Origin of the sequence: Prescottella sp. R16 (assembly GCF_030656875.1) — a bacterium.
GTDB lineage: Bacteria > Actinomycetota > Actinomycetes > Mycobacteriales > Mycobacteriaceae > Prescottella.
In genome coordinates this window covers 1,704,266-1,728,693 of record NZ_CP130943.1, presented here as the reverse complement: position 1 = coordinate 1,728,693, position 24,428 = coordinate 1,704,266, and the positions used below count along the sequence as shown (strand labels likewise).

General features: G+C 69.7%; 26 protein-coding genes. 11 read left to right on the top strand and 15 right to left on the bottom strand.

What is annotated here, in order from left to right; translation table 11 throughout:
- The first annotated feature begins 1 nt into the window (after position 1).
- From Q5696_RS08155 to Q5696_RS08140, 4 genes are all read left to right on the top strand, one after another.
- Entirely contained in the window at positions 2-1,180 is a 1,179-nt protein-coding gene (locus Q5696_RS08155) for an ABC transporter ATP-binding protein (RefSeq protein WP_305094684.1), read from the top strand.
- Positions 1,177-2,082 carry a 2-aminoethylphosphonate ABC transporter permease subunit gene (locus Q5696_RS08150; RefSeq protein ID WP_305094683.1) on the top strand — a complete coding sequence of 302 codons (906 nt, stop codon included), beginning with the start codon at positions 1,177-1,179 and terminating at the stop codon, positions 2,080-2,082. The genes Q5696_RS08155 and Q5696_RS08150 overlap by 4 nt, the downstream gene beginning before the upstream one ends.
- On the top strand, positions 2,057-2,854 hold the full coding sequence (locus Q5696_RS08145; RefSeq protein ID WP_305094682.1) for an ABC transporter permease: 798 nt from the start codon (positions 2,057-2,059) through the stop codon (positions 2,852-2,854). The genes Q5696_RS08150 and Q5696_RS08145 overlap by 26 nt, the downstream gene beginning before the upstream one ends.
- Positions 2,855-2,951: 97 nt before the next feature.
- Entirely contained in the window at positions 2,952-3,491 is a 540-nt protein-coding gene (locus Q5696_RS08140) for a hypothetical protein (protein WP_305094681.1), read from the top strand.
- Between the two features lie 54 nt (positions 3,492-3,545).
- Here the strand turns inward: Q5696_RS08140 and Q5696_RS08135 are convergent, their stop codons facing one another.
- Positions 3,546-5,180 carry an AMP-binding protein gene (locus tag Q5696_RS08135; protein WP_305094680.1) on the bottom strand — a complete coding sequence of 545 codons (1,635 nt, stop codon included), beginning with the start codon at positions 5,178-5,180 and terminating at the stop codon, positions 3,546-3,548.
- Positions 5,181-5,284: 104 nt separating this feature from the next.
- Between Q5696_RS08135 and Q5696_RS08130 the strand changes: the two genes are divergently transcribed.
- Together Q5696_RS08130 and Q5696_RS08125 are read left to right on the top strand one after the other, a co-directional pair.
- Positions 5,285-6,154, top strand: a complete 870-nt coding sequence (locus tag Q5696_RS08130) for a LuxR C-terminal-related transcriptional regulator (protein ID WP_305094679.1) — start codon at positions 5,285-5,287, stop codon at positions 6,152-6,154.
- Positions 6,155-6,203: 49 nt separating this feature from the next.
- Positions 6,204-6,974 (top strand): transporter, encoded by a 771-nt coding sequence (locus Q5696_RS08125; protein WP_305094678.1) that lies wholly within the window; start codon positions 6,204-6,206, stop codon positions 6,972-6,974.
- On the opposite strand, the gene Q5696_RS08120 is transcribed toward Q5696_RS08125, so the two are convergent.
- The 4 genes from Q5696_RS08120 to dxr form a co-directional block, all read right to left on the bottom strand.
- Positions 6,975-7,811, bottom strand: a complete 837-nt coding sequence (locus Q5696_RS08120; RefSeq protein WP_305094677.1) for a GNAT family N-acetyltransferase — start codon at positions 7,809-7,811, stop codon at positions 6,975-6,977.
- An 84-nt stretch (positions 7,812-7,895) separates the two neighbouring features.
- Entirely contained in the window at positions 7,896-9,053 is a 1,158-nt protein-coding gene (ispG, locus tag Q5696_RS08115) for a flavodoxin-dependent (E)-4-hydroxy-3-methylbut-2-enyl-diphosphate synthase (RefSeq protein WP_305094676.1), read from the bottom strand.
- Positions 9,054-9,127: 74 nt separating this feature from the next.
- A complete protein-coding gene (locus tag Q5696_RS08110; RefSeq protein WP_305094675.1) occupies positions 9,128-10,360 on the bottom strand; it encodes a M50 family metallopeptidase in 1,233 nt (410 codons plus the stop codon).
- 7 nt (positions 10,361-10,367) lie between these two features.
- Entirely contained in the window at positions 10,368-11,501 is a 1,134-nt protein-coding gene (gene dxr / locus Q5696_RS08105; RefSeq protein ID WP_305095181.1) for a 1-deoxy-D-xylulose-5-phosphate reductoisomerase, read from the bottom strand.
- A 156-nt stretch (positions 11,502-11,657) separates the two neighbouring features.
- On the opposite strand from dxr, the gene Q5696_RS08100 reads away from it, so the two are divergent.
- On the top strand, positions 11,658-11,927 hold the full coding sequence (locus Q5696_RS08100; protein ID WP_305094674.1) for a DUF2631 domain-containing protein: 270 nt from the start codon (positions 11,658-11,660) through the stop codon (positions 11,925-11,927).
- A gap of 77 nt (positions 11,928-12,004) precedes the next feature.
- On the opposite strand, the gene rlmN is transcribed toward Q5696_RS08100, so the two are convergent.
- On the bottom strand, positions 12,005-13,114 hold the full coding sequence (gene rlmN / locus Q5696_RS08095; protein ID WP_305094673.1) for a dual-specificity RNA methyltransferase RlmN: 1,110 nt from the start codon (positions 13,112-13,114) through the stop codon (positions 12,005-12,007).
- A 79-nt stretch (positions 13,115-13,193) separates the two neighbouring features.
- On the opposite strand from rlmN, the gene Q5696_RS08090 reads away from it, so the two are divergent.
- Both Q5696_RS08090 and Q5696_RS08085 read left to right on the top strand, forming a co-directional pair.
- Positions 13,194-13,562: a LapA family protein gene (locus Q5696_RS08090; RefSeq protein ID WP_305094672.1), complete on the top strand. Its 369-nt coding sequence runs from the start codon at positions 13,194-13,196 to the stop codon at positions 13,560-13,562.
- Between the two features lie 75 nt (positions 13,563-13,637).
- Positions 13,638-14,483 carry an HpcH/HpaI aldolase/citrate lyase family protein gene (locus Q5696_RS08085; RefSeq protein WP_370654879.1) on the top strand — a complete coding sequence of 282 codons (846 nt, stop codon included), beginning with the start codon at positions 13,638-13,640 and terminating at the stop codon, positions 14,481-14,483.
- 12 nt (positions 14,484-14,495) lie between these two features.
- Here Q5696_RS08085 and Q5696_RS08080 read toward each other — a convergent pair whose 3' ends face one another.
- From Q5696_RS08080 to rpsB, 6 genes are all read right to left on the bottom strand, one after another.
- The gene (locus Q5696_RS08080) at positions 14,496-15,227 is read right to left on the bottom strand and encodes a class I SAM-dependent methyltransferase (RefSeq protein WP_305094671.1); all 732 of its coding nucleotides are present in this window, start codon (positions 15,225-15,227) and stop codon (positions 14,496-14,498) included.
- Positions 15,224-16,093 (bottom strand): phosphatidate cytidylyltransferase, encoded by an 870-nt coding sequence (locus Q5696_RS08075; RefSeq protein WP_305094670.1) that lies wholly within the window; start codon positions 16,091-16,093, stop codon positions 15,224-15,226. Before Q5696_RS08075 ends, Q5696_RS08080 begins: the two co-directional genes overlap by 4 nt.
- A 2-nt stretch (positions 16,094-16,095) precedes the next feature.
- Positions 16,096-16,653: a ribosome recycling factor gene (frr, locus tag Q5696_RS08070; RefSeq protein WP_305094669.1), complete on the bottom strand. Its 558-nt coding sequence runs from the start codon at positions 16,651-16,653 to the stop codon at positions 16,096-16,098.
- 48 nt (positions 16,654-16,701) lie between these two features.
- On the bottom strand, positions 16,702-17,430 hold the full coding sequence (pyrH, locus tag Q5696_RS08065) for a UMP kinase (protein ID WP_305094668.1): 729 nt from the start codon (positions 17,428-17,430) through the stop codon (positions 16,702-16,704).
- A gap of 182 nt (positions 17,431-17,612) precedes the next feature.
- The gene (gene tsf, locus Q5696_RS08060; RefSeq protein WP_305094667.1) at positions 17,613-18,437 is read right to left on the bottom strand and encodes a translation elongation factor Ts; all 825 of its coding nucleotides are present in this window, start codon (positions 18,435-18,437) and stop codon (positions 17,613-17,615) included.
- A 110-nt stretch (positions 18,438-18,547) separates the two neighbouring features.
- Positions 18,548-19,393 (bottom strand): 30S ribosomal protein S2, encoded by an 846-nt coding sequence (rpsB, locus tag Q5696_RS08055; RefSeq protein ID WP_305094666.1) that lies wholly within the window; start codon positions 19,391-19,393, stop codon positions 18,548-18,550.
- Between the two features lie 318 nt (positions 19,394-19,711).
- Between rpsB and Q5696_RS08050 the strand changes: the two genes are divergently transcribed.
- Positions 19,712-20,278: a M23 family metallopeptidase gene (locus tag Q5696_RS08050; RefSeq protein WP_305094665.1), complete on the top strand. Its 567-nt coding sequence runs from the start codon at positions 19,712-19,714 to the stop codon at positions 20,276-20,278.
- Here Q5696_RS08050 and Q5696_RS08045 read toward each other — a convergent pair.
- Positions 20,263-21,165, bottom strand: a complete 903-nt coding sequence (locus Q5696_RS08045) for a tyrosine recombinase XerC (protein WP_305095179.1) — start codon at positions 21,163-21,165, stop codon at positions 20,263-20,265. The two genes, Q5696_RS08050 and Q5696_RS08045, sit on opposite strands and share 16 nt — an antisense overlap.
- A gap of 124 nt (positions 21,166-21,289) precedes the next feature.
- Between Q5696_RS08045 and Q5696_RS08040 the strand changes: the two genes are divergently transcribed.
- Positions 21,290-22,441 (top strand): multidrug effflux MFS transporter, encoded by a 1,152-nt coding sequence (locus tag Q5696_RS08040; protein ID WP_305095178.1) that lies wholly within the window; start codon positions 21,290-21,292, stop codon positions 22,439-22,441.
- 12 nt (positions 22,442-22,453) lie between these two features.
- Here the strand turns inward: Q5696_RS08040 and Q5696_RS08035 are convergent, their stop codons facing one another.
- Together Q5696_RS08035 and Q5696_RS08030 are read right to left on the bottom strand one after the other, a co-directional pair.
- The gene (locus tag Q5696_RS08035) at positions 22,454-23,233 is read right to left on the bottom strand and encodes a siderophore-interacting protein (protein ID WP_305095177.1); all 780 of its coding nucleotides are present in this window, start codon (positions 23,231-23,233) and stop codon (positions 22,454-22,456) included.
- A 52-nt stretch (positions 23,234-23,285) separates the two neighbouring features.
- On the bottom strand, positions 23,286-24,419 hold the full coding sequence (locus Q5696_RS08030) for a GIY-YIG nuclease family protein (protein ID WP_305094664.1): 1,134 nt from the start codon (positions 24,417-24,419) through the stop codon (positions 23,286-23,288).
- Positions 24,420-24,428: the final 9 nt, after the last annotated feature.

The window sequence follows — 24,428 nt, the reverse complement described above, 5'->3', positions numbered from 1 at the left end:
CATGTCACGCTTCGAGCCCGGGCGGTCCCTCCGCTCCACTGTCTCCACCGACACGAACAGTGAAACGTCCCTTCCCGCCATCACGTTCGACCGCGTCAACGTCGCCTACGGCCGCGGAGCCGGGGCCACCCGGGCTCTGATCGACTTCAACCTGAAGGTCGCCCGCGGCGAGACCGTCGCCCTGCTCGGCCCCAGCGGGTCGGGCAAGTCCACGGCCCTCAAGGCGCTGGCCGGATTCAACCGTCCGGCGTCGGGCACCGTCCGACTCGGCGGCGAGGACGTCACCGACCTGCCGCCCGCCAAGCGCGGCATCGGCGTCGTCGTCCAGTCGTACGCCCTGTTCCCGCACCTGCGGGTCGCCGAGAACGTCGCTTTCGGCCTACGTGCCCACCGGGTTCCGCGATCCGAGATCGCGGGCCGGGTGTCCGACGCCCTCGCCATGGTCGGCATGTCGGCGTACGGCAAACGCTTCCCACGGGAACTGTCCGGCGGCCAGCAGCAGCGCGTCGCGATCGCCCGCGCCCTCGCCATCCGCCCCAAGGTGCTGCTGCTCGACGAGCCGCTCGCCGCCCTCGACGCGCAACTACGCCAGAGCATGCTCACCGAACTGCAGGAACTGCGGGCCGCACTCCCGGACACCGCGATGCTGTACGTCACGCACGACCAGTCCGAGGCCCTCGCCCTCGCCGACCGTATCGCCGTCATGCGCGACGCCCGCCTCGTCGACATCGACACCACCGAGAACCTGTGGAAGCGGCCCCCCAGCAGCTTCACCGCCGCATTCCTCGGCGGCGCGAACCTGCTGCCCTGCACGGTGACCCGCGTGGTCGGCACGTCGGCGCTCGTCTCGGTGGGCGGCACCCCCGTCACCGCGCACGCCCCGCAGCCGGAGATCGGCCGCACCGACTGGGAATCCGACACCGGCGCACTGCTGTGCCTGCGCCCACACACGATCACCCTCACCAATCCCGCCGAGCGCGGCGCACTGCCGGGCCGGATCGTCGCCAGCGTGTGGCGCGGCGCGTCGACCCGGGTGACGATCGCCCTGCCGAGCCTGCCCGAGACACCGATCGACGTCGACGTTCCCGGCCACGACGAACGTCCCGTCGGCACCGAGGTCGGCATGCGCTTCCCCGAGCGCGGAGCCGTGCTCGTGCCGGTCCCGGGAGAGACCCGGTGACCGCCGTCCTCGACGCCCCCACCGCCGTCGAACCCCCCGCCCGGCCCGAACCGTCGAAGTGGCGGGCCGGCCTGTGGGTACTACCGCCGCTGCTGCTCGTCGTCGGGTTCGCCGTGTACCCGATGGCGCGGGTGCTGGCGGAGTCCACCGTCACCGACACCGGCCGCGGCTGGTCCACGTGGACCGAGGTCCTCGGATCCGCGTCGTTCCGGAACGCGTTGTGGCGCACCGTGCAAGTGGCCGTCACCTCCACGATCGGCTGCCTGGTGCTCGGCACGTTCCTCGCCCTCGTCCTCGCGTTCGTACCGTTCCCCGGATCGAAGGTGGTGGGCCGGCTGATCGACACGATCCTGTCGCTGCCGTCGTTCCTGGTGACACTCGCGTTCACATTCCTGTACGGCACCGCCGGCGCGGTCAACGCCCTGATCACCCGCGTCACCGGCGCCGAGCAGGGCCCCCTGAACTTCCTGAACACGCCGTGGGGGGTGATCGCCGCCGAGATCACGTTCTTCACGCCGTTCGTGGTGCGGCCCCTGCTGGCGGCGTTCTCGCAGATCCCCCGCGACCAGCTCGACGTCGCCGCGAGCCTCGGCGCGTCCCCGCTGCGGGTGCTGCGCCAGGTGGTGCTGCCCGAGGCGTGGCCCGCGATGATGGCCGGCGGATCGCTGGTGCTGCTGTTGACGCTCAACGAGTTCGGCATCGTCCTGTTCACCGGCGCCAAGGACGTCATGACGCTGCCGGTGCTGATCTACACGCACGGCATCGTCACCTTCGACCTGCCCGGCGCCGCGGTCATCGCGACCGTCCAGGTGGCGCTGTCGCTCGCCCTGTACGGCGGCTACCGATTCCTGTTCGCCCGACTGATGGGAGGCAGCCGTGCTGCTGTGGACCCGACGCGCTAGGTATCTCACGCTCGGCTTCTTCGCCGCCGTCGTCACGGTCGTGTTCGTCGCCCCGATCGCCACGGTGATCGCCGCGGCCCTGGCCGGCGCATGGAACGGCCCGCTGCCGTCGAACCTGGGAACGAAGAACCTGTCGGCGGCCCTGTCCGACGAGAACCTCGCCAGCATGATCGTCAGCCTGCAGACCGCGATCATCGCGGGCGGCCTAGCCCTCGTCGTCGGCACGTGGGCGGCGCTCGCCGCCCGGGAGGCCCCGGCGTGGCTGCGCAAGATCACCGACGCCGTGTTCCACCTGCCGGTGGCGCTGCCGTCGGTGGCGATCGGCCTGGGCCTGCTCATCGCGTTCAACGAGCGGCCGCTGCTGCTCGGCGGCACCAAGTGGATCGTCATCCTCGCGCACGCCGTGCTGGTGCTGGCGTTCGCGTTCAGCTCCGTCTCCGCGGCATTGGATCGCCTCGATCCCGCCTATCGGCAGGCCGCCGAATCCCTCGGCGCCGGACCGGCCCGGGTCCTGTTCCGGATCACCCTGCCCCTGCTGGTACCTGCTCTCGGGGCGGCCGCGGGCCTGTCCGTCGCCCTGTCCATGGGCGAACTCGGCGCCACGATCATGGTGTACCCGGCCACGTGGAAGACGCTGCCGGTGGCCATCTTCGGGCTCACCGACCGCGGCCAGGTGTTCCAGGCCGCCGCCAACACCACGATGCTGCTGCTCGTCACCCTGCTGGCGCTGCTGGTCCTCGGACGCATCCGCGGACGCGGCGCCGCCCGCTGAGCCTGTTCGGCCCGAGCGCCCATTCCTCGCCCCGATATGCGGATTCCCGCAACTGCGGTGCAGGAATGGGCGCTCGGTGCTGTGTCAGGGTGATCTCATGAGCGCTTTCTCCTGGCCGCAGTACCTGTGGCTCGTCACGATCTTCGTCGGCGTGCCGATGCTGTTCGCAGCGAACATGATTCGCTCGGTGCTGCGGGTCGAACGGGCCGACAGCCGGCCCCGCGCGGGCCGGCTGGGGCTGTGGGCGACCGCGGCGACGGCGTTCGCCCTGGGGTTCGTCGCGTGCGCGGGCTGGCTGAGCTGGTCGGCCTACGGTCAAGGCCCCGGGCTGCCCGCCCCGAACGCGTTCCCCACCTGGCAGGTGGTGGCGTGCGGGGCGACGGTGGTGGCGGGGTGTTTCGTCGCGGCGCAACTGTCCCGGTGGACGCGGTCCGGCGGGCTGGCTGCGGCGGCGGGCACGACCGCCGGGTTCGCGGCCGCGTTCTGTGTGGCAGCCACGTTCGACACGACCGGGCTGTCCGGTGTCGGCATCATGTTCTCGATGGTCGGCTGGGGTCTGGGCCTGAGCGTGCTGATGAGCCTTCGGGGCGCACTGATCGACCGTCGTCGCAGCCGGACGCACCCCGCACACGACTGAGCGCCCGCCCCGGGTGGGGCGGGCGCTCAGGCCCGGTCGGTGACTCCGGTCGGATCACCGACCCTGACGCAGCAGGAACCGCTGGATCTTGCCGCTCGGGGTCTTGGGGAGGTTCTCGACGAAGTGCACGGTCCGCGGGTAGGCGTGGGCGGCGAACTTCGTCTTCACGAGCTGCTGCAGTTCCTTCTCGAGCTCGTCGGTGCCCTCCACACCGTTCCGCAGCACGACGAACGCCTCGAGGACCTCGCCGCGCAGTTCGTCGGGCATGCCGACGACGGCGGCCTCGACGACGTCGTCGTGCATGACGAGGACGCTCTCGACATCGAAGGGGCCGATGCGGTAGCCGGCCATGATGATGACGTCGTCGTCGCGGGACGAGAAGAAGAAGCGTCCCTCCTCGTCGGTCTGGCCGGCGTCGCCGGTGATGTACCAGCGGCCGTCCTCGGTGAAGCGGGCAGCGGTCTTCTCGGCGTCGTCGCTGTAACCGGTGAACCACATGAGCGGGCTGGCGTGGGTGTCGATCGCGACGCGGCCCGGGGTGCGGGGCGGGTTGATCTCGTCGGAGTCGTCGGCGAGGACGGCGCAGCTCCAACCGGGCAGCGGCCGACCCATCGAACCGGCGACGACATCCTCGTACAGACCGTCGGCCCATGCGTTGATGATGAACATGCCGTGCTCGGTCTGGCCGTACTGGTCGTGGACCTTCACGCCCAGCTGCTCCTGCGACCACGCGATGACGTCGGGGGTCAGGGGCTCACCGGCCGACGATGCACGACGCAGCTTCACCGACTCCGGGACCGGGGTCTCGTCGGCGCGCAGGCTGCGGTACACGGTGGGGGCGGCCGCGAAGTTGGTGACACCGAACTTCTCGATCACCTTCCAGGTGAGCGGGGCCGAGAAGCCCGAGTGCAGCAGGATGCTGCGGACACCGGCGGCCATCGGGCCGAGCAGTGCGTAGTACAGGCCGTACGCCCAGCCCGGGTCGGCCGCGTTCCAGAAGACGTCGTCCTCCTGCACGTCCAGGCCCCACTCGATGTACGAGCGGAACGCGGCGAGCGCCCGGATCGGCACCGGGACACCCTTCGGGGTGCCGGTGGTGCCGGACGTGAACAGGCGCACGATCGGGGCGTCGCCACCGAGCGCGACCGCACCGCCGCGCGGGTCGTCCGCCGAGTGCTGCGCGATCAGGTCCTCGAACCGCAGGACACCGTCGGCGACGTCGTCCCCACCATCGACGACGATCGTCGTCCACGACGGGTTCTCCGGCATGTCGCCGCCCGGCGCGAGCTTGGCGACCTGACCGGCGTCGGCGACGACGACCTTCGTCTTGCTGGCCTCCACCCGGAAGGCGATCGCCGGCGGCGCGAACGCCGTGAACAGCGGCACGTGCACGGCGCCGCGACGCCAGATACCCAGCAGGGCGACGACGATCTCCGCCGACTTGCCCATCAGCGTGGCGACACAGTCGCCCGGCTCCACACCCAGACCGGCCAGTGCGGCCGCGAACCGCGTCGACTCCTCACGCAGCCATCCGTACGTCAGATCGTGCGACGACAGATCCGCCTCGACGACGGTGAACGCCACCGCATCGGCGGGGTGCCCGTCGCACAGCAGGTCGGCGGCGCATGCCTGCGGGGACTCGTACTGCGCCAGCAGTTCGCGTACGCGGGCGGTGGTGTCGATGCTCATCGTCACTCCTCGTCGTCGGGTCCGATGAGAAATCGGACTGAAATTCGACCTATATGCTTCGTGACATCGAGTCGAACGACTACCCCCGGAAAGGGGTGACACGGTTGGCCACCGACACCGCGGCCCTGCTCCGTCCCCGCGACCGCGACGCACTGCGTGCCGAACTGCGCAGAGTCGCCGCCACCGGCATCGTGCCCGTCCTGTTCGGCGGCGAAGTCCAGGACAACACCCTGCACCTGGGCGAGTTCGTCGGCACCCACACCGACGGGTTGCGCGGACTCGCCGTCGCCGAGAGTTCCGGACTCGGGGGACGCGTCGTCGAACGGAAGAACCCCATCGCGATCCACGACTACAGCCGCGACCTGTCGATCACCCACCACTACGACCGTCAGGTGATCGCCGAGGGCCTGCAGTCGGTGCTCGCGGTGCCCGTCGTCGTACAGGGCACCCCCCGCGCCGTCGTGTATGCCGCGGTCCGCGAGAACACCCCGATCGGAGATCGGCTCACCGACGTCATGATCCAGGCCGGACGCCGCCTCACCAGTGAGATCACGATCCGCGACGAGGTGGACCGGCGGGTACGACTGCTCGACGCGGCCGTCGCCGAGCAGTCCGCGCACCCGGCAGTCGACGCCGAGGAGATCCGTGACGTGCACGCCGAACTGCGCAGCATCGCCCAGATGATCGGCGACCCCGAACTGCAGGAACGACTGCGTGCACTGTCGGGTCGGCTCGCCGGCCTCGGCTCTCCCCAGCCGCCGTCCCCCACCCACCCGGCCGTCACGCTGTCCACCCGCGAACTCGACGTCCTCGCCCACGCCGCCCTCGGCTGCACCAACGTCGAGATCGCCGAACGCATCTCCGTCAAACCGCAGACCGTGAAGAGTTACCTGCGCAGCGCGATGGGCAAACTCGACACCCACACCCGGAGGGAAGCCGTCGTCGCCGCCCGCCGCCTGGGCCTGCTGCCCTGACGGCCGAAATTTCTGCAACACGTTCCACCGCTGTGCGATACTCGCGCGCATGACCACGACACCGACCCGGCAGGAACTGCTCGACCTCGTCCTCGGCTCCCCCGCCGCGGTCGCCGTCCACGACAAGAACGCCTGGTTGGGGTTGTTCGCGCAGCGGCACGTGGTGGAGGATCCGGTCGGTGGGCGCCCTGTCCTCGGCGGCCTGTACGACCGGCGCAGCCGTAGCCGCGGCGGCGCCCCGCTGGACCGATTCTGGGACACGTTCATCGCCCCCAACGACATCCACTTCCACGTCGAGCACGACGATATCGTGTCCGGTCTCGACGTGGTCCGCGATGTCACGATCGAGACCCGACTCGGGGACGGCGTCGTCGCGCAGGCGCCGATGCACCTGCTGTACGAGACGACGCTCGACGACGGCCCCCCACGGATCCGCCGGATCGCAGCCCACTGGGAGGTGGCGCCGATGTTCGCACAGGTCGCCGGGCTCGACCGGGCGAAGCTCGGAGTGGCCGCCGGGATGGGCGCCCGGATGCTGCGGCTACAGGGGCTCGGCGGGTCACTTGCGTTCGGGCTCGCGGTCCGCAGCGTCGGCGAGCGCGGCAAGCAGGCCGTCCGCCGGCTCGTCGCCGACGCCGACCGCGGTGATCGCCGCGCCCTCGACCTCCTCGGCGGCCGGCCGGTGCGGGACCTCACGAAGATCGTCGCGGCCGGCGACACGGTCACCGCCACGTGCACCGTCGACGGCGCTCATGCCGTCCTGTTCTGCTATCTGAACCGGGCCACCAGGCAGGTGACCCGGACCGTGCTGTACGTGTGATCAGTCGAGCAGGACGGTCGCGAACGTCGCAACCTGGGTGAAGCCCACACGGGCGTAGGCGCGGCGCGCCGGCTGGTTGAAACTGTTGACGTACAGGCTCGCCACCCGGCCACGGGCGACGACGGCCGCGGCCACCGCGGCGGTCCCGGCCGCGCCGATCCCCTCACCACGGCGGGACGGATCGACCCACACACCTTGGATCTGTCCGACGGACGCCGACATCGACCCCACCTCGGCCTTGTACACGACCTCGCCGTCCTCGAAGCGCGCCCACGCCCGACCGGACGCGATGAGGTTCGCGACCCGACGCCGGTAGCCGCGGCCACCGTCGTGCAGGCGCGGATCGATACCGACCTCCTCCACGAACATCGCGATCGCGGCCGGCAGGTACGCCTCGACCTCGTCCATCCGCACCTGCCGTACCAGCGGATCGGGCCGCACGGTGGGGGTGCCGTCGAGGACGAGCAGTGGCTGCTCGCCGCGCACCTCCCGGGCCGACCCCCAGTCCGATTCGAGCATCTCCCACAACGGGAGGGTCAGTTCGGCGCGTCCCACGAGCGACGAGCACATGCGCGGGAACCGGCTCGCCCGGTCGGCGAACGACCGCAGATCGTCGACGTCTCCGAGCAGCGGAATCAGATTGGCGCCGGCGAAACACAACGATTCGGTGGGCCCGCCCCGGCTCCACATCTCACCGTGCAGGGACCGTGGATCCAGCCCGACCTGCTGGACGCGCGCGGCAACCATGCACGCAGCCACCGGGTCGGCCTCGAGTACACGCAGCACCTGGGCAGTGTCCCGACCGCCCAGCTGCCTCGCTCCGAGGAGCTTGAGCACCGACGCACTCCCTTCGTGTCCGAATCTGCCGACCGTGTGTCGTCGAGAGCAAGACTGCCACGAAGGGGCGCTGCGTGGGAGGTTTCAGCCGACGGTCACCGACGGGGCGCCGCTGGGCTGCCCACCGGCTTCCATCTCCTCGGCGATCCGCATCGCTTCTTCGATGAGGGTTTCGACGATCAGCGCCTCCGGGACCGTCTTGATGACCTGGCCCTTGACGAAGATCTGCCCCTTGCCGTTGCCGGACGCGACACCGAGGTCCGCCTCGCGGGCCTCACCGGGACCGTTGACGACACACCCCATCACGGCGACCCGCAGCGGCACCTCCATGCCCTCGAGCCCGGCCGTGACCTCGTTCGCAAGCTTGTAGACGTCGACCTGCGCCCGACCACAGGACGGGCACGAGACGATCTCGAGTTTGCGGGGACGCAGGTTCAGCGACTGCAGGATCTGCGTGCCGACCTTGATCTCCTCCGCCGGCGGCGCCGACAGCGAGACCCGGATGGTGTCGCCGATGCCCTCGGACAGCAGCGCGCCGAACGCGACCGCCGACTTGATGGTGCCCTGGAACGCCGGACCGGCCTCGGTCACACCCAGGTGGAGGGGGTAGTCGCACTGCGCGGCCAGCTGCCGGTACGCCTCGACCATGACGACGGGATCGTTGTGCTTGACGGAGATCTTGATGTCGCCGTAGCCGTGTTCCTCGAACAGGCCCGCCTCCCACAGCGCCGACTCGACGAGCGCCTCCGGGGTGGCCTTGCCGTACTTCTGCATCAGCCGCGGATCGAGCGAACCGGCGTTGACGCCGATCCGGATCGGGATGCCCGCGTCCCCGGCCGCCTTCGCGACCTCCTTGACGCGGCCGTCGAACTCCTTGATGTTGCCGGGGTTGACGCGGACCGCGGCGCAACCGGCGTCGATCGCCGCGAAGATGTACCGCGGCTGGAAGTGGATGTCGGCGATCACCGGGATCTTGCTCTTCTTCGCGATCGTCGCGAGCGCGTCCGCGTCCTCCTGGCGCGGGCACGCGACGCGGACGATGTCGCAGCCGGACGCCGTGAGCTCGGCGATCTGCTGCAGGGTCGCGTTGATGTCGTGCGTCTTGGTGGTGCACATCGACTGCACCGACACCGGGTGGTCGCTGCCGACACCGACACCGCCGACCATCAGCTGACGCGTCTTGCGACGCGGAGCGAGCACAGCGGGAACCTCGGGCAGACCCAAACCGACGGGGCTGGTCACGTTTCGCCTTCTTTCGTTGGTACGGGGCAAGTCTATCGTTCGACCGGATCACCCGGCCGGATCCTTCGGCAGGGTCAGGGGAACAGCTGGATCGGGTTGACGATGTCCGCAGTGAGGGTGAGCAGCATGTAGGCGCCACCGAGGACGACGAACACGTACGTCACGGGCATGAGCTTCATGTAGTCGACCGGGCCACCGGCCGCCAGCCCGCGCATCTTCCGGATCGAGTTCCGGATCTTCTCGTAGACCGTCACCGCGATGTGGCCGCCGTCGAGCGGCAGCAGCGGCAGCAGGTTGAACATGCCGAGGAAGAAATTGAGGGTGGCGAGCATACCGATGAAGACTTGCCACAAGCCCTCCTCTGCGACCTCGCCGCCGATCACCGAGGCCCCCACCACGCTGATCGGGGTGTCCTTGCCTCGCTCACCGCCGGTCACCGCATCCCAGAGGTCGACGACCTTCGCCGGCATCTGGGTCAGGGCGTGCGCGGTCTGCACGAAAATGTCGCCGGTGTAGGACACACTCGCCGGAATCGCCGACAGCAGCGAGTACTGCACGATCCCAGGGGGCGCGCCGACACCGATGGCACCGACCTCCTGAGACACCGGCGGGAGCGGATCTTCCAGGGTCGATCCCGGTGGGTTGACCCACCGCTGAGCCTGCTGGACCTGCACCGGGAGCACCAGGGTCTGTCCGTCCCGGTCGATCGTAAAGTCCGCCGTCCCCGACAGGGGTTGCGTCGCCTTCACCAGATCACCGAACGTCGCGGTCTCCGTGCCGTTCACCGCGGTGATGACATCACCGGCACGAATACCGGCGGCCGCAGCAGGACCATCCCCGGTACACGTCGCGAGCGCGTAGCCGCTCTCCTTCCCTGCCTGAGTGGGCGCGACGCACACCGTCTTCTCCACGACGGCGCGAGTCTCCGGGTTCGGCAACCCCCACCCGACAGCCAGGACAACGATGAGTACGAACCCGAGCACGAAGTTCATCACGATGCCGCCGGACATCACGACGATCCGCTTCCACGCCTTCTGCTTGTACATGGCGCGGTCGACCTCGTCGTCGGCGAGTTCGTCGATCGCGGTCATGCCGGCGATGTCGCAGAAGCCGCCCGCGGGGATCGCCTTGAGCCCGTACTCGGTCTCACCGCGGCGGAACGAGAAGATCTTCGGCCCGAAGCCGATGTAGTAACGGCGCACCTTCATGCCGAGCGTCTGCGCGGTCCACATGTGACCGGCCTCGTGCAGCGCGATGGACAGTGCGATGCCGAGCGCGAACAGCACCACCCCGAGAGCGAAGACCATGGTTGCTCTAGCCCTCCTGCTTCACCAGATCACGCGCCCGCGCGCGGGCCCACCCGTCGGCCGCGAGTACGTCGTCCACGGTAGCGGGCGGTGCCGACCATTCGCCGCCGGCGGCGAGGACCTTCTCGACGGTGCGGACGATCGACGGGAAGCTCAGCGCCCCGGCGAGGAACGCCTCGGCGGCGACCTCGTTGGCTGCGTTGTAGACGGCGGTCGTGCAGCCGCCGGCCTTCCCGGCCTGCCGGGCCAGGTCGATCGCGGGGAACACGACGTTGTCGACCGGTTCGAACGTCCAGGTGGACGCGGCCGAGAAGTCGCAGGCCGCCGCAGCGCCGGGGACCCGGTCCGGCCAGCCCAACGCCAGCGCGATCGGCAGTTTCATGTCCGGTGGGCTGGCCTGCGCCAGCGTCGAGCCGTCGACGAACGTGACCATCGAGTGCACGATCGACTGCGGATGCACGGTGACGTCGATGCGGTCGTAGTCGATGCCGAACAGCAGATGCGTCTCGATCAGCTCGAGCCCCTTGTTGACGAGCGACGCCGAGTTGAGGGTGTTCATCGGGCCCATCGACCACGTCGGATGCGCGCCGGCCTGCTCGGGGGTGACGTCTTCGAGCGCGGCGGCGGTCCAGCCGCGGAACGGGCCGCCGGACGCGGTGAGCACCAGCCGCGCCACCTCGTCGGCCCGGCCACCGCGCAGACACTGGGCGAGCGCCGAATGCTCCGAGTCGACGGGCACGATCTGGCCGGGTGCCGCGGCCGCCGTCACCAACGGTCCGCCGGCGACGAGGGATTCCTTGTTGGCGAGCGCGAGCCGCGCACCCGACTCGAGCGCGGCGAGCGTGGGCGCCAGGCCGAGCGACCCGACGAGCGCATTGAGGACGACGTCCGCCGGGGTGGAACGCACCAGCTCGGTGACCGCGTCCGGACCGGACAGCACCCCGGGAAGGTCGAGGCGCGCCGCTGCGGCGGAGTCGGCGACCGCGACCCGCGTCACCCCGGTCTCCCGGATCTGACGTGCCAACAGGTCGATGTTCCCGCCACCGGCCGCGAGACCGACCACCTCGAACTTGTCGGGGTTGGCGGCGACGACCTCGAGGGCCTGGGTACCGATGGAGCCGGTGCTGCCGAGCAGGAGGATGCGTGTGGGTTCAGGCACCCGACCATTGTTCCTGATGCTGCTGAGAGGAAACTGACAGGACCGACCGACACCCGGGCGGACCCCGGTCGCTACGACGCCGGGTCGTATGCCACGATATGCGGGAAACTGCTTTCGCAAGATCAGGAGGATCGTGCCGTGGCCGGTACCCAGCTGGACCCCACTTCCAACGACCCGGTCGTCGCCGCGCACGTCGACACCGCCGAGGTGCCCTCGGCCGCATGGGGTTGGAGCGGTGAGGCTCCGCGTCTGTTCCGTTTCGCAGGCTGGTTCTTCGCGGCGTTCCTGCTGCTGATGTTCATCGGCAACCACGAAGGCAAGGTCGAGGACCTGTTCCTGCTCGGCTTCGCCGGCGCGATCGTGTTCATCCTCGTGCGCGACATCGTTCTGCGCCGCAAGCCCCGGTAGTTCACCGGACACCGGTACTCACGTCGAAGGCCCCGCACCGATTCGGTGCGGGGCCTTCGACGTGAGCGGGACCGGGATCAGTTCTCCGCCGCGAGCTGACCGCATGCCGCGGCGATCTCCTGGCCGCGGGTGTCGCGGACGGTGCACGACACGCCCTGTGCCTGCACACGGCGGACGAATTCGCGTTCGACCGGCTTGGGGCTGGCATCCCACTTGCTGCCCGGTGTCGGGTTGAGCGGGATGAGGTTGACGTGCACGAGCGGGCCGAGGGCCTTGTGCAGTTTCTTGCCGAGCATGTCGGCGCGCCACGGCTGATCGTTGACGTCACGGATCAGCGCGTACTCGATCGACACCCGTCGGCCGGACTTGTCGGCGTAGTAGCGGGCCGCGTCGAGGACCTCGGCGACCGGCCAGCGGTTGTTGACCGGGACGAGGGTGTCGCGCAGTTCGTCGTCGGGGGTGTGCAGCGACACCGCGAGGCGCACCGACAGGTCCTCGTCGGCGAGTTTGCGGATCGCCGGGGCGAGACCGACGGTCGAGACGGTGACGGAGCGCTGCGAGATGCCGAGACCGTTCGGGGCCGGGGACGTGATCCGGCGGACCGCGGCGACGACCCGCTTGTAGTTGGCGAGCGGCTCACCCATGCCCATGAACACGATGTTCGACAGGCGGCCCTCTCCCCCTTCGACCTCCCCGTCGCGCAGGGCTGCGGCCGCGGCCCGCACCTGGTCGACGATCTCGGCGGTCGACAGGTTGCGGGTGAGCCCGGCCTGACCGGTCGCGCAGAACGGGCACGCCATACCGCAGCCGGCCTGACTCGAGATGCACAGCGTCGCGCGGTCCGGATAGCGCATGAGGACGCTCTCGAGCAGAGTGCCGTCGTGGGCCTTCCACAGCGTCTTGCGGGTCTGGCCGGCGTCGCATGCGACGTGCTTGACGACGTCGAGCAGTTGCGGGAACAACGCGGAGCCGACCTTCTCGCGCATCGCAGCCGGCAGGTCGGTCATCTTGTCCGGGTCGGCCTCGAGCCGGCCGTAGTACTGGCGGGCCAGCTGGTCGGCACGGAATCCCGGCAGACCCAGTTCCTTCACGGCCTCCTTGCGCTCGTCGGCGTCGAGGTCGGCGAGATGTCGCGGCGGCATTCCGCGGCGCGGCGCGGTGAAGACGAGAGGCAGGGAGACAGACATAGTGCCGCCATTCTCCCATCACCTCCGTCCGCGTATCGATACACGTGCGCAACGCCATAGGGTGGGTGATGATCGACACATGTCTTCCACCCCGCAGGACGAGCCCGGCCCGGTCGACGACACCGGTGCCCGTCCCACCGTCCCCCGGCACGACACCCCGGCCCCGGACGTCCACGACACCGGCGTCATCCCCCGCACTCGCGCCGCCTCGACGTGGGTGGGGCTCGTCGTCGGCATCGTAGTCGCGGTCCTGCTCCTGGTCTTCATCCTGCAGAACCTGGATTCGGTGACCTTCGAGTTGTTCGTGTGGGAGTTCACGCTCCCGGCCGGCATCAGCCTGCTGCTGGCGGCGATCGCCGGCGCCGTCATCATGGCCCTCGCGGGTGGGGTGCGGATCTTCCAGATCCGCCGCGTCGCGAAACGTGCGGGCAGCCGGCCTGCGCGGTAGCGGTGGCCGCGTCCGGCCGAGCGGAGCACGATGGGACCACGACACGAGTACGCGTCCCCCGGAAGGAACTGCCCCGTGACGACCGATGCCTCCCGGCCGACCCGATCCGGCGTCCGTGCCGACGTCGCCCGTACGTGGATGCTGACCGCCGCGTCGAAACCGGACACTTTCGTCCGGCCCGGCGAGGTCGACGCGATCATCCTCGACCTCGAGGACGCCGTCGCCGTCGCGGACAAGCCGACGGCGCGACGACACGTCGTGGACCGGCTCGGCGGCGGGCACGAAGCGTGGGTGCGGATCAACGATGCGACGACGGCGCACTGGGCCGACGATCTCGCCGCGATCCGCGACCTTCCGGGGTTGTCCGGGGTGATGCTGGCGAAGACGGAGAGCGGCAACCAGATCGAATCCACCGCCGAGCGGCTACCGGACGACACCCCGATCATCGCGCTCGTCGAATCGGCGGTCGGACTCGAAGCCGCACCCGACATCGCCCGCGCCCACGGCACGTTCCGGCTCGCATTCGGCAGCGGCGACTTCCGCCGCGACACCGGGATGAGCGACGACCCGACCGCGATGTCGTATCCCCGGTCGCGGCTGGTGATCGCGAGCCGTGCCGCGCGACTGCCCGGCGGCCCCATCGACGGGCCGACGCTGTCGACGAACGAGACGATCCTGCAGCGGGACTGCACGGCCACCGTCTCCCTCGGCCTGACCGGAAAACTGTGCCTGCGCGCCGATCAGGCCGCCGTGATCAACCGGGCGCTGAGCCCCAGCCCTCACGACGTCGCGTGGGCGCAGGACGTGATCGCCGATCTCGGGCCGGACGGGGAACGGGTCCGCGACGGCAGCGATATGCCGCGGCTCGCGAGGGCGAAGAAGATCACGCACCTCGCGGAGCTGTTCGGGCTCGACCGGTAGCGACGCGACGCGTCAGAGCACGAGACCGGTCGGCGCGACACGGGTGTGGATGCGGTAGCCGACGTCGAGGCTCACTCCGGGGGTTTCGGTGAACGCTCGCTGCGCGATCCGCTCGCTGAACTCGATTCCGAGGACGGCGCGCAGCGTGGCCCGGTCCTCGAACTGCCAGCGGGTGCGTACCCGGCGCAGTGTGAACCCCTGGGCGTCGAAGAACGCCTCGACCGCAGCCGGATCGTAGTGGGGCAGGTCCGCGCGCATCCACGCCCCGTACGGGGCGACGGTGGCATCGAGGTCGACGATCGCGAGCACTCCCCCGGGACGCAGCACCCGCATCGCCTCGACGATGCCCGGCCCGCAGCCGGGGCCGAAGAAGTAGGCGGTACGCGCATGCACGACGTCGACACAGGCATCGGGAAGCGGTAGGGCCTCTGCGGATCCGGGCAGGACGGTGACCGACGCGAGCCCGGCCACCCGCTCCCGGGCCGCTGCGACGAGCGGCGGGTGCGGCTCCACCCCGGTCACCGAGCGGGCGGCGGCCGCGAACCGCGGCAGATGGAATCCGGCACCGCAGCCCACGTCGAGGACGTCTCGGCCCCGCCAGTCCGCGACCTCGGAGAGGGTGCCGAAGACGACACCGTCGACGTCCTGTGCGCGGTTCTCCACCTCGTAGAGGTGCGGCCAGTGCCAGATGTTCGGGCTCGGGATCGGTCCCCGAGCCCGAACACTGCGGTCGAAGCGGCTCACACCAGGACGGTCAGGACGAGCCAGGTGACGAACGCCGAGGGCAGGATCGAATCGAGACGGTCCATGATGCCGCCGTGACCGGGCAGCAACGTGCCCATGTCCTTGATGCCCAGCTCCCGCTTGACCTGGGACTCGATGAGGTCGCCCAGGGTCGCGGTGAACACCAACGCCACACCGAGCAGCGCGCCGACGAGCGGGTTCGCGTCCAGGATGAACGTGACGCTGAGAACGCCACCGATCACGCAGAACACCAGCGATCCGGCGAAACCCTCCCAGGACTTCTTGGGACTGATCGCCGGGACCATCGGATGTTTACCGAAGAACACGCCGGCCGCGTAGCCGCCGACGTCCGAACACACGACGACGATCAGGAGGCAGAACACCCGGCCGGCGCCGTCGTCCTGCAGCACCATCAGCGTCGCGAACGACGCGAACAGTGGGATCCAGGCAGCCACGAACACCGCGATCGCGGTGTCGCGGAGAAAGTTTCGTGGGGTGGCCTTGAGCCCGCGATCGAACAGCCGCCACACCATCGTCACCAGGGCCGTTCCCGCGAACGCCCCCAATGCCCCCGGCGGGCCGTACGGCCAGCTCAACCAGATGACGGCCTGCCCCCCGAGCAGCAGCGGGATCAGCGGGACGCTGATGTCGGCCTCACGCAGACGCTTGGTGACCTCCCACGTCGCGATCGCCATCGCGACGGCGACCACCCCGATCAACACCAGGGGGGCGAAGAGCAGGATCACGATCAATCCTGCACCGAGGCCGCCGCCGACGGCGATAGCGGCGGGAAGGTTGCGTCCGGCCTTGGACGGTGCAGCGGCCGGGTCCGGCGACGCGACAGATGCGCCGTCAGCTTTCCCCACCACTACACCTCCATCAATTCGGCTTCCTTGCGCTTCACGAGGTCGTCGATCTGGGCGACGTAGCGCGACGTGGTCTTGTCGAGTTCCTTCTCGGCCCGGCCGACCTCGTCCTCGCCGGCCTCGCCGTCCTTCTGGATCCGGGACAGCTCGTCCATCGTCTTGCGGCGCACGTTGCGGATGGCGACCTTGGCGTCCTCGCCCTTGGTCTTCGCCTGCTTGACGTAGTCGCGGCGGCGTTCCTCGGTGAGCTGCGGGATCGACACCCGGATCAGGGCACCGTCGTTGGTGGGGTTGACACCCAGGTCCGAGTTGCGGATCGCGTTCTCGATCGGGCCGAGCTGCGACGCCTCGTACGGCTTGATGACGACGAGACGCGCCTCGGGCACGTTGATGCTCGCGAGCTGTGTGATGGGCGTGAACGCCCCGTAGTACTCGATGCCGACCCGGTTGAACATGGCCGGGTTCGCGCGTCCGGTGCGGATGGAGGAGAGGTCGTCCTTCGCAACCGTGATGGCCTTCTCCATCTTCTCTTCGGCCTCGAAGAGGGCTTCATCGATCACGGCTGTTCTCCTCCAACTCGTTGTCCATCTCGATCGTGATGCACGACATCACGACTTGACCAGTGTTCCGATCTTCTCACCGGACACCGCCCGGGCGATATTGCCCTCGGTGAGCAGGTTGAACACCATCATCGGCATCCGGTTGTCCATGCAGAGACTGAACGCGGTGGCGTCCGCGACCTTGAGCCCCTTCTCGATCACCTCACGGTGGGTGATCTGGGTGAACATGGTGGCGTCCGGGTCGATCCGCGGGTCGGCGCTGTAGACGCCGTCGACGGCCTTCGCCATGAGGACCACCTCGGCACCGATCTCGAGGGCGCGCTGCGCGGCGGTGGTGTCGGTGGAGAAGTAGGGCATGCCCATGCCGGCGCCGAAGATGACGACGCGGCCCTTCTCGAGGTGGCGGCGGGCCCGCAGCGGCAGGTACGGCTCGGCGACCTGCCCCATCGTGATCGCGGTCTGCACGCGCGTGTCGATCCCTTCCTTCTCCAGGAAGTCCTGCAGCGCAAGCGAATTCATGACAGTGCCGAGCATGCCCATGTAGTCGGAGCGGGCCCGCTCGAGGCCGCGCTGCTGCAGTTCGGCACCGCGGAAGAAATTGCCACCACCGATGACGACAGCGACCTGCACACCGGAACGGACCACCTCGGCGATCTGCTGCGCGACGGTCGTCACGACGTCCGGATCCAGACCGACCGTGCCGCCGCCGAACATTTCACCGCCGAGCTTGAGAAGTACTCGTCGGAATCCTGGACGTTCGTCGGCCGGTGCGGTCATAGTTCTCCCTCTGTTTCTTGCATGCTCTTGCAGATCGATCGGTACTGAAAAAGTCTGGCGTTCGGCAACGAACACCGTCATCCTGCCTCATCGGAGCGGGTTCGACCCAGCCGGACCCGCCCCGCCGCACAGATCGGCCCCGTACCGACCGGAGCGGTCCGTACGGGGCCGATGTGGGGCGACTAGCTGGCGCCGACCTCGAACCGCGCGAAGCGGGTGACGGTCACACCGGCGTCGTCCAGAAGAGCCTTGACGGTCTTCTTGGAGTCGGTCACCGACGACTGCTCGAGCAGGACGACGTCCTTGAAGAAGCCGTTGACACGGCCTTCGACGATCTTCGGCAGGGCAGCCTCGGGCTTGCCCTCTTCCTTCGCCGTCTGCTCGGCGACACGACGCTCGGCCTCGACGACGTCGGCCGGAACCTCGTCACGGGACAGGTACTTGGCCTTGAGGGCCGCGACCTGCATACCGACGGCGCGAGCGGCCTCGGCGGCGGCGTCGCCCTCACCGGTGTACTCGACGAGCACGCCGACGGCCGGCGGCAGGTCCGAAGCACGCTTGTGCAGGTAGGTGGCGACGGGGCCGTCGAGGGAGACGACGCGACGCAGCTCGAGCTTCTCACCGATCTTGGCGGAGAGCTCCTGCACCAGCGCGTCGACGGTCTTGCCGTCGACCTCGAGGGCCTTGAGGGCCTCCAGGTCGGCCGGCTTCGCGGCGGCGGCGGCACCGACGACGGTGTCGGCGAGCGCCTGGAACTCGGCGTTCTTCGCGACGAAGTCGGTCTCGGCGTTGAGCTCGATCATGACGCCGTCCTTGGCGATGACCAGGCCCTCGGCGGTGGAGCGCTCGGCACGCTTGCCGACGTCCTTCGCACCCTTGATGCGCAGCAGCTCGACAGCCTTGTCGAAGTCGCCGTCGGTCTCGGTGAGCGCGTTCTTGCAGTCCATCATGCCGGAGCCGGTGAGCTCACGGAGCCGCTTGACATCGGCGGCGGTGTAGTTCGCCATGGGGCGATCCTCCTCGGATGAGTTTCGATGCCGGCCCGACGGATCCCATCGGGCCGGCGAAACAGATGAGTGAAACGGCCCCGACCGGTAAGTGGTCGGGGCCGCATCGACTAGGACTGCGGGGCGTCCGCGGCGGGGGCGTCACCCTCGGCTGCCGGGGCAGCACCCTCGGCTGCCGGAGCAGCCTGCGAGAGGAGCTCCTGCTCCCACTCGGCGAGCGGCTCGCCGGCTGCAGCCTCCGGCTTGGCGTCCTTGTCGGCGCTCGCACCGGCGCGGGCCTGCAGGCCCTCGGCGACGGCGGAAGCGACGACCTTGGTCAGCAGGGCGGCACTGCGGATCGCGTCGTCGTTGCCCGGGATCGGGTAGTCGACGAGGTCGGGGTCGCAGTTGGTGTCCAGGACCGCGATGACCGGGATGTTCAGCTTGCGGGCCTCGCCGACGGCGATGTGCTCCTTGTTGGTGTCGACGACCCAGATGGCCGACGGAACCTTGGCCATGTCGCGGATACCACCGAGGGTGCGATCCAGCTTGGTCATCTCACGCGTGAGCATGAGGATTTCCTTCTTGGTGCGACCCTCGAAGCCACCGGTCTGCTCCATCGACTCGAGCTCCTTCAGGCGCTGCAGGCGCTTGTGGACGGTCGAGAAGTTGGTGAGCATGCCGCCCAGCCAACGCTGGTTGACGTAGGGCATGCCGACGCGGGTGGCCTCGCCGGCGATGGACTCCTGCGCCTGCTTCTTGGTGCCGACGAACAGCACGGTGCCGCCGTGGGCGACGGTCTGCTTGACGAATTCGTACGCCTTGTCGATGTACGTCAGCGTCTGCTGCAGGTCGATGATGTAGATGCCGTTGCGGTCGGTGAGGATGAACCGCTTCATCTTCGGGTTCCAACGGCGGGTCTGGTGCCCGAAGTGTGCGCCGCTGTCGAGCAGCTGCCGCATGGTCACAACAGCCATGGCTGTGTACCTCGTCTTTCGTGTGCCGGTTGTCGCGGGGATCGGTGACCCCTGCCCTGGCGTCCGTTCGACGTCGGACCCGCACGAGTGCGGGACCAGCCGACGACCGATATGGATACGGACGCGCGAAGTCGGCCTGCACGTGCATCAGCACGGACAGACCGCCCGACAAGTGTACGGCTTCACCTCACCGTGGGCGAATGCACAGGTGAGCGCGCCACACAAGGGGTTCGGCACATCTGTGGACAAGGAAAAAGTTCGTCCACAGATGTGCCGGGACGTGCCTGCGGGCCGGTCGAGGGCGGCAGGGTCGGCCCCATGACCGTCCCTCACCGACCGCCGCCGCCTCGCCTTCTCGCCCGCACCGCTACGGCGGTGCTGCTCGCGGCCGGGTGCACGTTCGGGGCCACGGCCGGGTCGACGGCGGTGGCCGCGCCGGCCGCCGACGCGGCGTTCACGTGGCCGCTGCACCCCCGCCCGCACGTGACCCGTCCGTTCGACGAGCCGGAGCACAACTGGCTGCCCGGGCATCGGGGCGTCGACCTCGCGGCGGCGGCCGGGCAGGCGGTGTACGCGGCGGGCTCGGGCACGGTGGTGTTCGCGGGTGCCGTCGCGGGCAGACCCGTGGTGTCGGTGGAGCATGCGAGCGGGCTACGGACCACGTACGAGCCGGTCGACGCCTCGGTCACCACCGGCAGCCGGGTGCTGCGGGGCGACGTGCTCGGCACCGTCGTGGCCGGCCATCCCGAGTGCGCGGTGGACGCATGCCTGCACTGGGGTGCCCGGCGCGGCCGCGACGACTACCTCGATCCGCTGCCGCTGGTACGGGCGGCGGTGATCCGGCTGCTACCGGTCACCGGCGGTGCCGGTCACGCTCGCGGGTGAGCCTGGTCGTGGACGGCGCGCAGTCGGGCGACGGAGACGTGGGTGTACAGCTGCGTCGTCGCGAGACTCGAATGTCCCAGCACTTCCTGGACGACGCGCAGGTCGGCGCCGCCTTCGAGGAGGTGGGTGGCGGCCGAGTGCCGCAGCCCGTGCGGGGCGAGGTCGGGGGCGCCGGGCACCGCCTGCACGGCGTCGTGGACGACGCTGCGGGCCTGACGCTGGTCGAGGCGTCCGCCACGGCGCCCGAGGAGCAGCGCGTCACCGGAACGGTCGTTCACGAGTTCGGGGCGCCCGGCCCGCAGCCACACGGTGAGAGCGTCCTCGGCGGGCCGTCCGTACGGGACGACGCGTTCCTTGTCGCCCTTGCCGAGGACCCGTAGGACGCGGCGGCCGGCGTCGACGTCGCCGATGTCGAGGCCGCACAGTTCACCGACCCGGATACCGGTCGAGTACAGCAGTTCCACGATCAATCGGTCCCGCAGGGCGATCGGGTCTTCCTGGGCGGCCCCGGATTCGGCGGCGGTCATGATGTCGGCGGCCTGTTCCTGCCGTAGGACGGCCGGGAGGGTCCGGTGCGTTTTCGGGGCGGCCAGACGCACTCCCGGATCGGTGCCGGTCCGGCCGGTGCGCTGCGCCCACGCGGTGAACCCCCGGGCCGACGACGTCCGGCGGGCGAGTGTCGTCCGTGCGACGCCGGCGGCGGCCTGCGCGCCGAGCCACGCCCTCAGCATCTGCAGGTCCAGGTCGGCGAGCGGTGCCCCCGGGCGGTCCCGGTCGAGATACGCGAGCAGGCTCGCCACGTCTCCGATGTACGCGCGGACGGTGTGCTCGGAGCGACCGCGTTCCAGCCGCAGATGCTCGGTGTAGGCGTCGAGGTGCGCCCGCAGTCCCGGCGAGAGTTCCGGGGCGGCGTCCGAGGTGCTCATGACGTCCACCGTCGCGGTGGCCTCGGGATTCCGCAAGTTCCCGCGCCGATAGGGTTCCTGCGTGAAACGAGCGATTCCCATCCCCATGCTCTGCGTACTTGCCCTCCTCTCGGCGATCGCTCCCCTGGCCACGGACATGTATCTGCCCGCGCTGCCGTCGATGACCGAACACCTCGGCACGACCGACACCGCCGTCCAGTCGACCCTCGCGACGTTCATGGCGGGTCTCGGCATCGGCCAGCTGATCGCCGGACCGTTGTCCGACGGCACGGGCCGCCGCCGGCTGTTGATCGGCGGCACGGCCCTGTGCGCGGTCAGTGGTGTGCTGTGTGCGATCGCCCCCAGCATCGAGGTTCTCGTCGCGGCCCGGCTGCTGCAGGGTTTCAGCGGCGGCGTCGGGATCGTGCTGGCGCGCGCGGTGATCGCGGACCGCGCGAAGGGCGATGCGGCGGCCCGACTGTTCAGCATCATGATGATCATCGGTGGTGTCGCCCCCGTCGTGGCACCGCTCATGGGTGGCGCGCTGCTCGGGCCGGTCGGCTGGCGCGGCATCTTCTGGGTACTCGCCGGCGCCGCCGTCGTCATGCTGCTCGGCGTGTTGTTCCTCGTTCCGGAGACGCTGCCGGTCGAACGCCGGCACGGTGGCGGTCTGGCCGCGCTCGCCGGCAACCTGCGTTACGTGGTGACCAACCGGATCTACCTCGGGTACGCGTTCACGTTCATGTTCGGGTTCGGTGCCCTGTTCTCGTACATCTCGGCGTCACCGTTCGTGGTGCAGGGCATCCTGGGACTGTCCCCCGGCCAGTTCTCGATCGTGTTCGCGGTCAACTCGCTGGGCATCATGCTCGGCAGCATCGTCAACACGAAGCTGATCGGCACGGTCTCGCCGCGTCGGCTCCTCACGTTCGGGGTGGGTCTGCTGATGACGTCCGGTCTGCTGCTGACGCTCGCCACCACGATCGGCGGCACGAACATCTGGCTCGTCCTGCCGCTCATGTTCAGTTCCGTGACGGCGATCGGCTTCATCATGGGCAATGCCACCGCGCTCGCGCAGGGGCAGGTGACCGAGGCCGCGGGTACCGGGTCGGCGCTCATGGGTGCGGGTCAGTTCGGTCTGGCCGCGATCGTCACCCCGCTCGTCGGTATCGGCGGGACGGCGGTGCCGATGGCGGTCGCGATCCTGGTGTCGGGCACGGTCGCGTTGGCGTCGCTGAAGATCCTGGCCCGCGCCGACTGACGCGGCGTCCGGTCAGCCGGCCACCTTCTCGGACGCGGCGAGCTCCGACTTCCACACCCGGAAGCCTTCCTCGGTCCGGCCGCGACGCCAGTAGCCGGAGATCGATGCCGACGCGGCCGGCACACCCCGTTCCTTGCGGAGATACGGCCGCAGATGCTTCATGACGACATCGGCCTCGCCGTGCACGAACACGTGCACGTCACCGGGCAGCCACTCCGCGGCGCGGACGGCGGCGACGAGCGGAGACGCGGCCCCGCTCAGATCGGGGCCGGCGGTGTCCGCGGTGACGCCGCGATGCACCCAGGTGATCTCGACGTGCGGGCCGGCCGCGAGTGCGATCTCGTCGGCCGGCCCGGCGACCTCGACGAACACCTTCGCGACCGTGTCGGGTGTGAGGGCTTCGACGGCCGCCGCGATCGCCGGCAGCGCCGACTCGTCGCCGGCGATGAGGTGCCAGTCGGCGTCGGGGCGCGGCGCATAGGCTCCGCCCGGCCCGTGGAGGGTCACCGTGGTGCCCGGCTCGACGGTGGCCGCCCACGGACCCGCGATCCCGTCGTCGCCGTGGACGACGAAGTCGATCGCCAGTTCGCGGGCCACCGGATCGACGTGCCGGACGGTGTACGTCCGCAGGGCCGGCTCGTCCGCGCTGCCGAACTGGATCTTGACGTACGAGTCGGTGAACTCGGACGGCTCGAAGGTGTCGAATCCGGGGCCACCCAGAACGACCCGCACCAGGTGCCGAGCGATCCTCTCGGTCCGCACCACTGTCAACGTCGACGTCTTCCGCGCCACAGCCACACCCCTCATTCGGTTAGGTTTACCTAACCATATATCGAGGGGGTGTTCACCGCCCACGCGGGCGGGCCAGCGTCAGCCGTTGCACCCAACCGTGCGCGGGCCACACCTTGAGGCTGGCCCGGTCGGGCGTCACCCGGGTACCCACGAACGTCGCCGCGAGTTCCTCGTCGACGACACCGGTGAACCGCCACTGCTGATCCGGCCCCGGGCCCAGCGACTCCCATGCGCTCACCCGGTACACGGCCCGGACGATGTTGTCCGCGAAGACGATCACCGGCAGGTTCGCGGCACCCCGGGCCGCGGCTCCGGCCGGCCACGGACCGCGCGCCGCCTCGTACACCTCGTCGGGCGTCAGCCGCGGATCGGCCGCCGCGGGTACCCGCACCAGCGCACCCGGAACCGGCAGGTCGGGTGCGGGCAGCGCCGAGTACTGCACCGCCAGTTCCGTCACCGGCAGCGCCCGCTTCTCGAGGTCGTCCGGTTCCCCGGCCAGGTTCGTCAGGACCGGTGCGCCCGTGCCGGTCTCGAGCAGTCGCAGGGCGTCCACCACCAGGTGCGCGCATTCCTTCGCCGCGGCCACCGGATCGTGCGGAACCGCGACGTTGTGCCGCAGCACGATGTGGTCGACGGAATGCCCGGCTGCGTAGATGTCGCGGATCCGCTGGATCCATGCGCTGCGGGTCGCGTCCCGGTCGGCGTCGCCCACGCCCTCGCTGTCGAGGGTGCCGGCCTCCCCCAGCGCATCCCAGTCGTGCGAATACACCTTGTTGCCGCGGCCGACCCCCACGTAGAAGATCGACCGGTCCCGCGGATCGCGCAGCGCATACAGGTACAGGCCCAGATTCTCGACGACCCGCGGCGGCAGCGGATTCGGTGCGGGCTTGCGTTCCCTCGGCTCCGCGGTGATCACCCGCATCACCGCGAGCCGCAACGCATCGGAGATCGTGACGCCCCCGGCGGCCGGCCCGTCGAACAGCACCCCGGACGCGTCGCGCACCGAGGTGAAGGTGCGTCCGGCGTTCGCCTGCAGCGACGTCACCACCGCCGTGAACTCCGCGAGCCGCACCCGTGGATCGCTCGCCGTGCCCCGGCCCTCGTCATCGGTGAGGAAGTCGCGGATGCCGGGTGCGGCGAGGAGTACACGGGTGATGTCTTCGGGAACGGTCCAGACGGTAGCCATGACGTGACT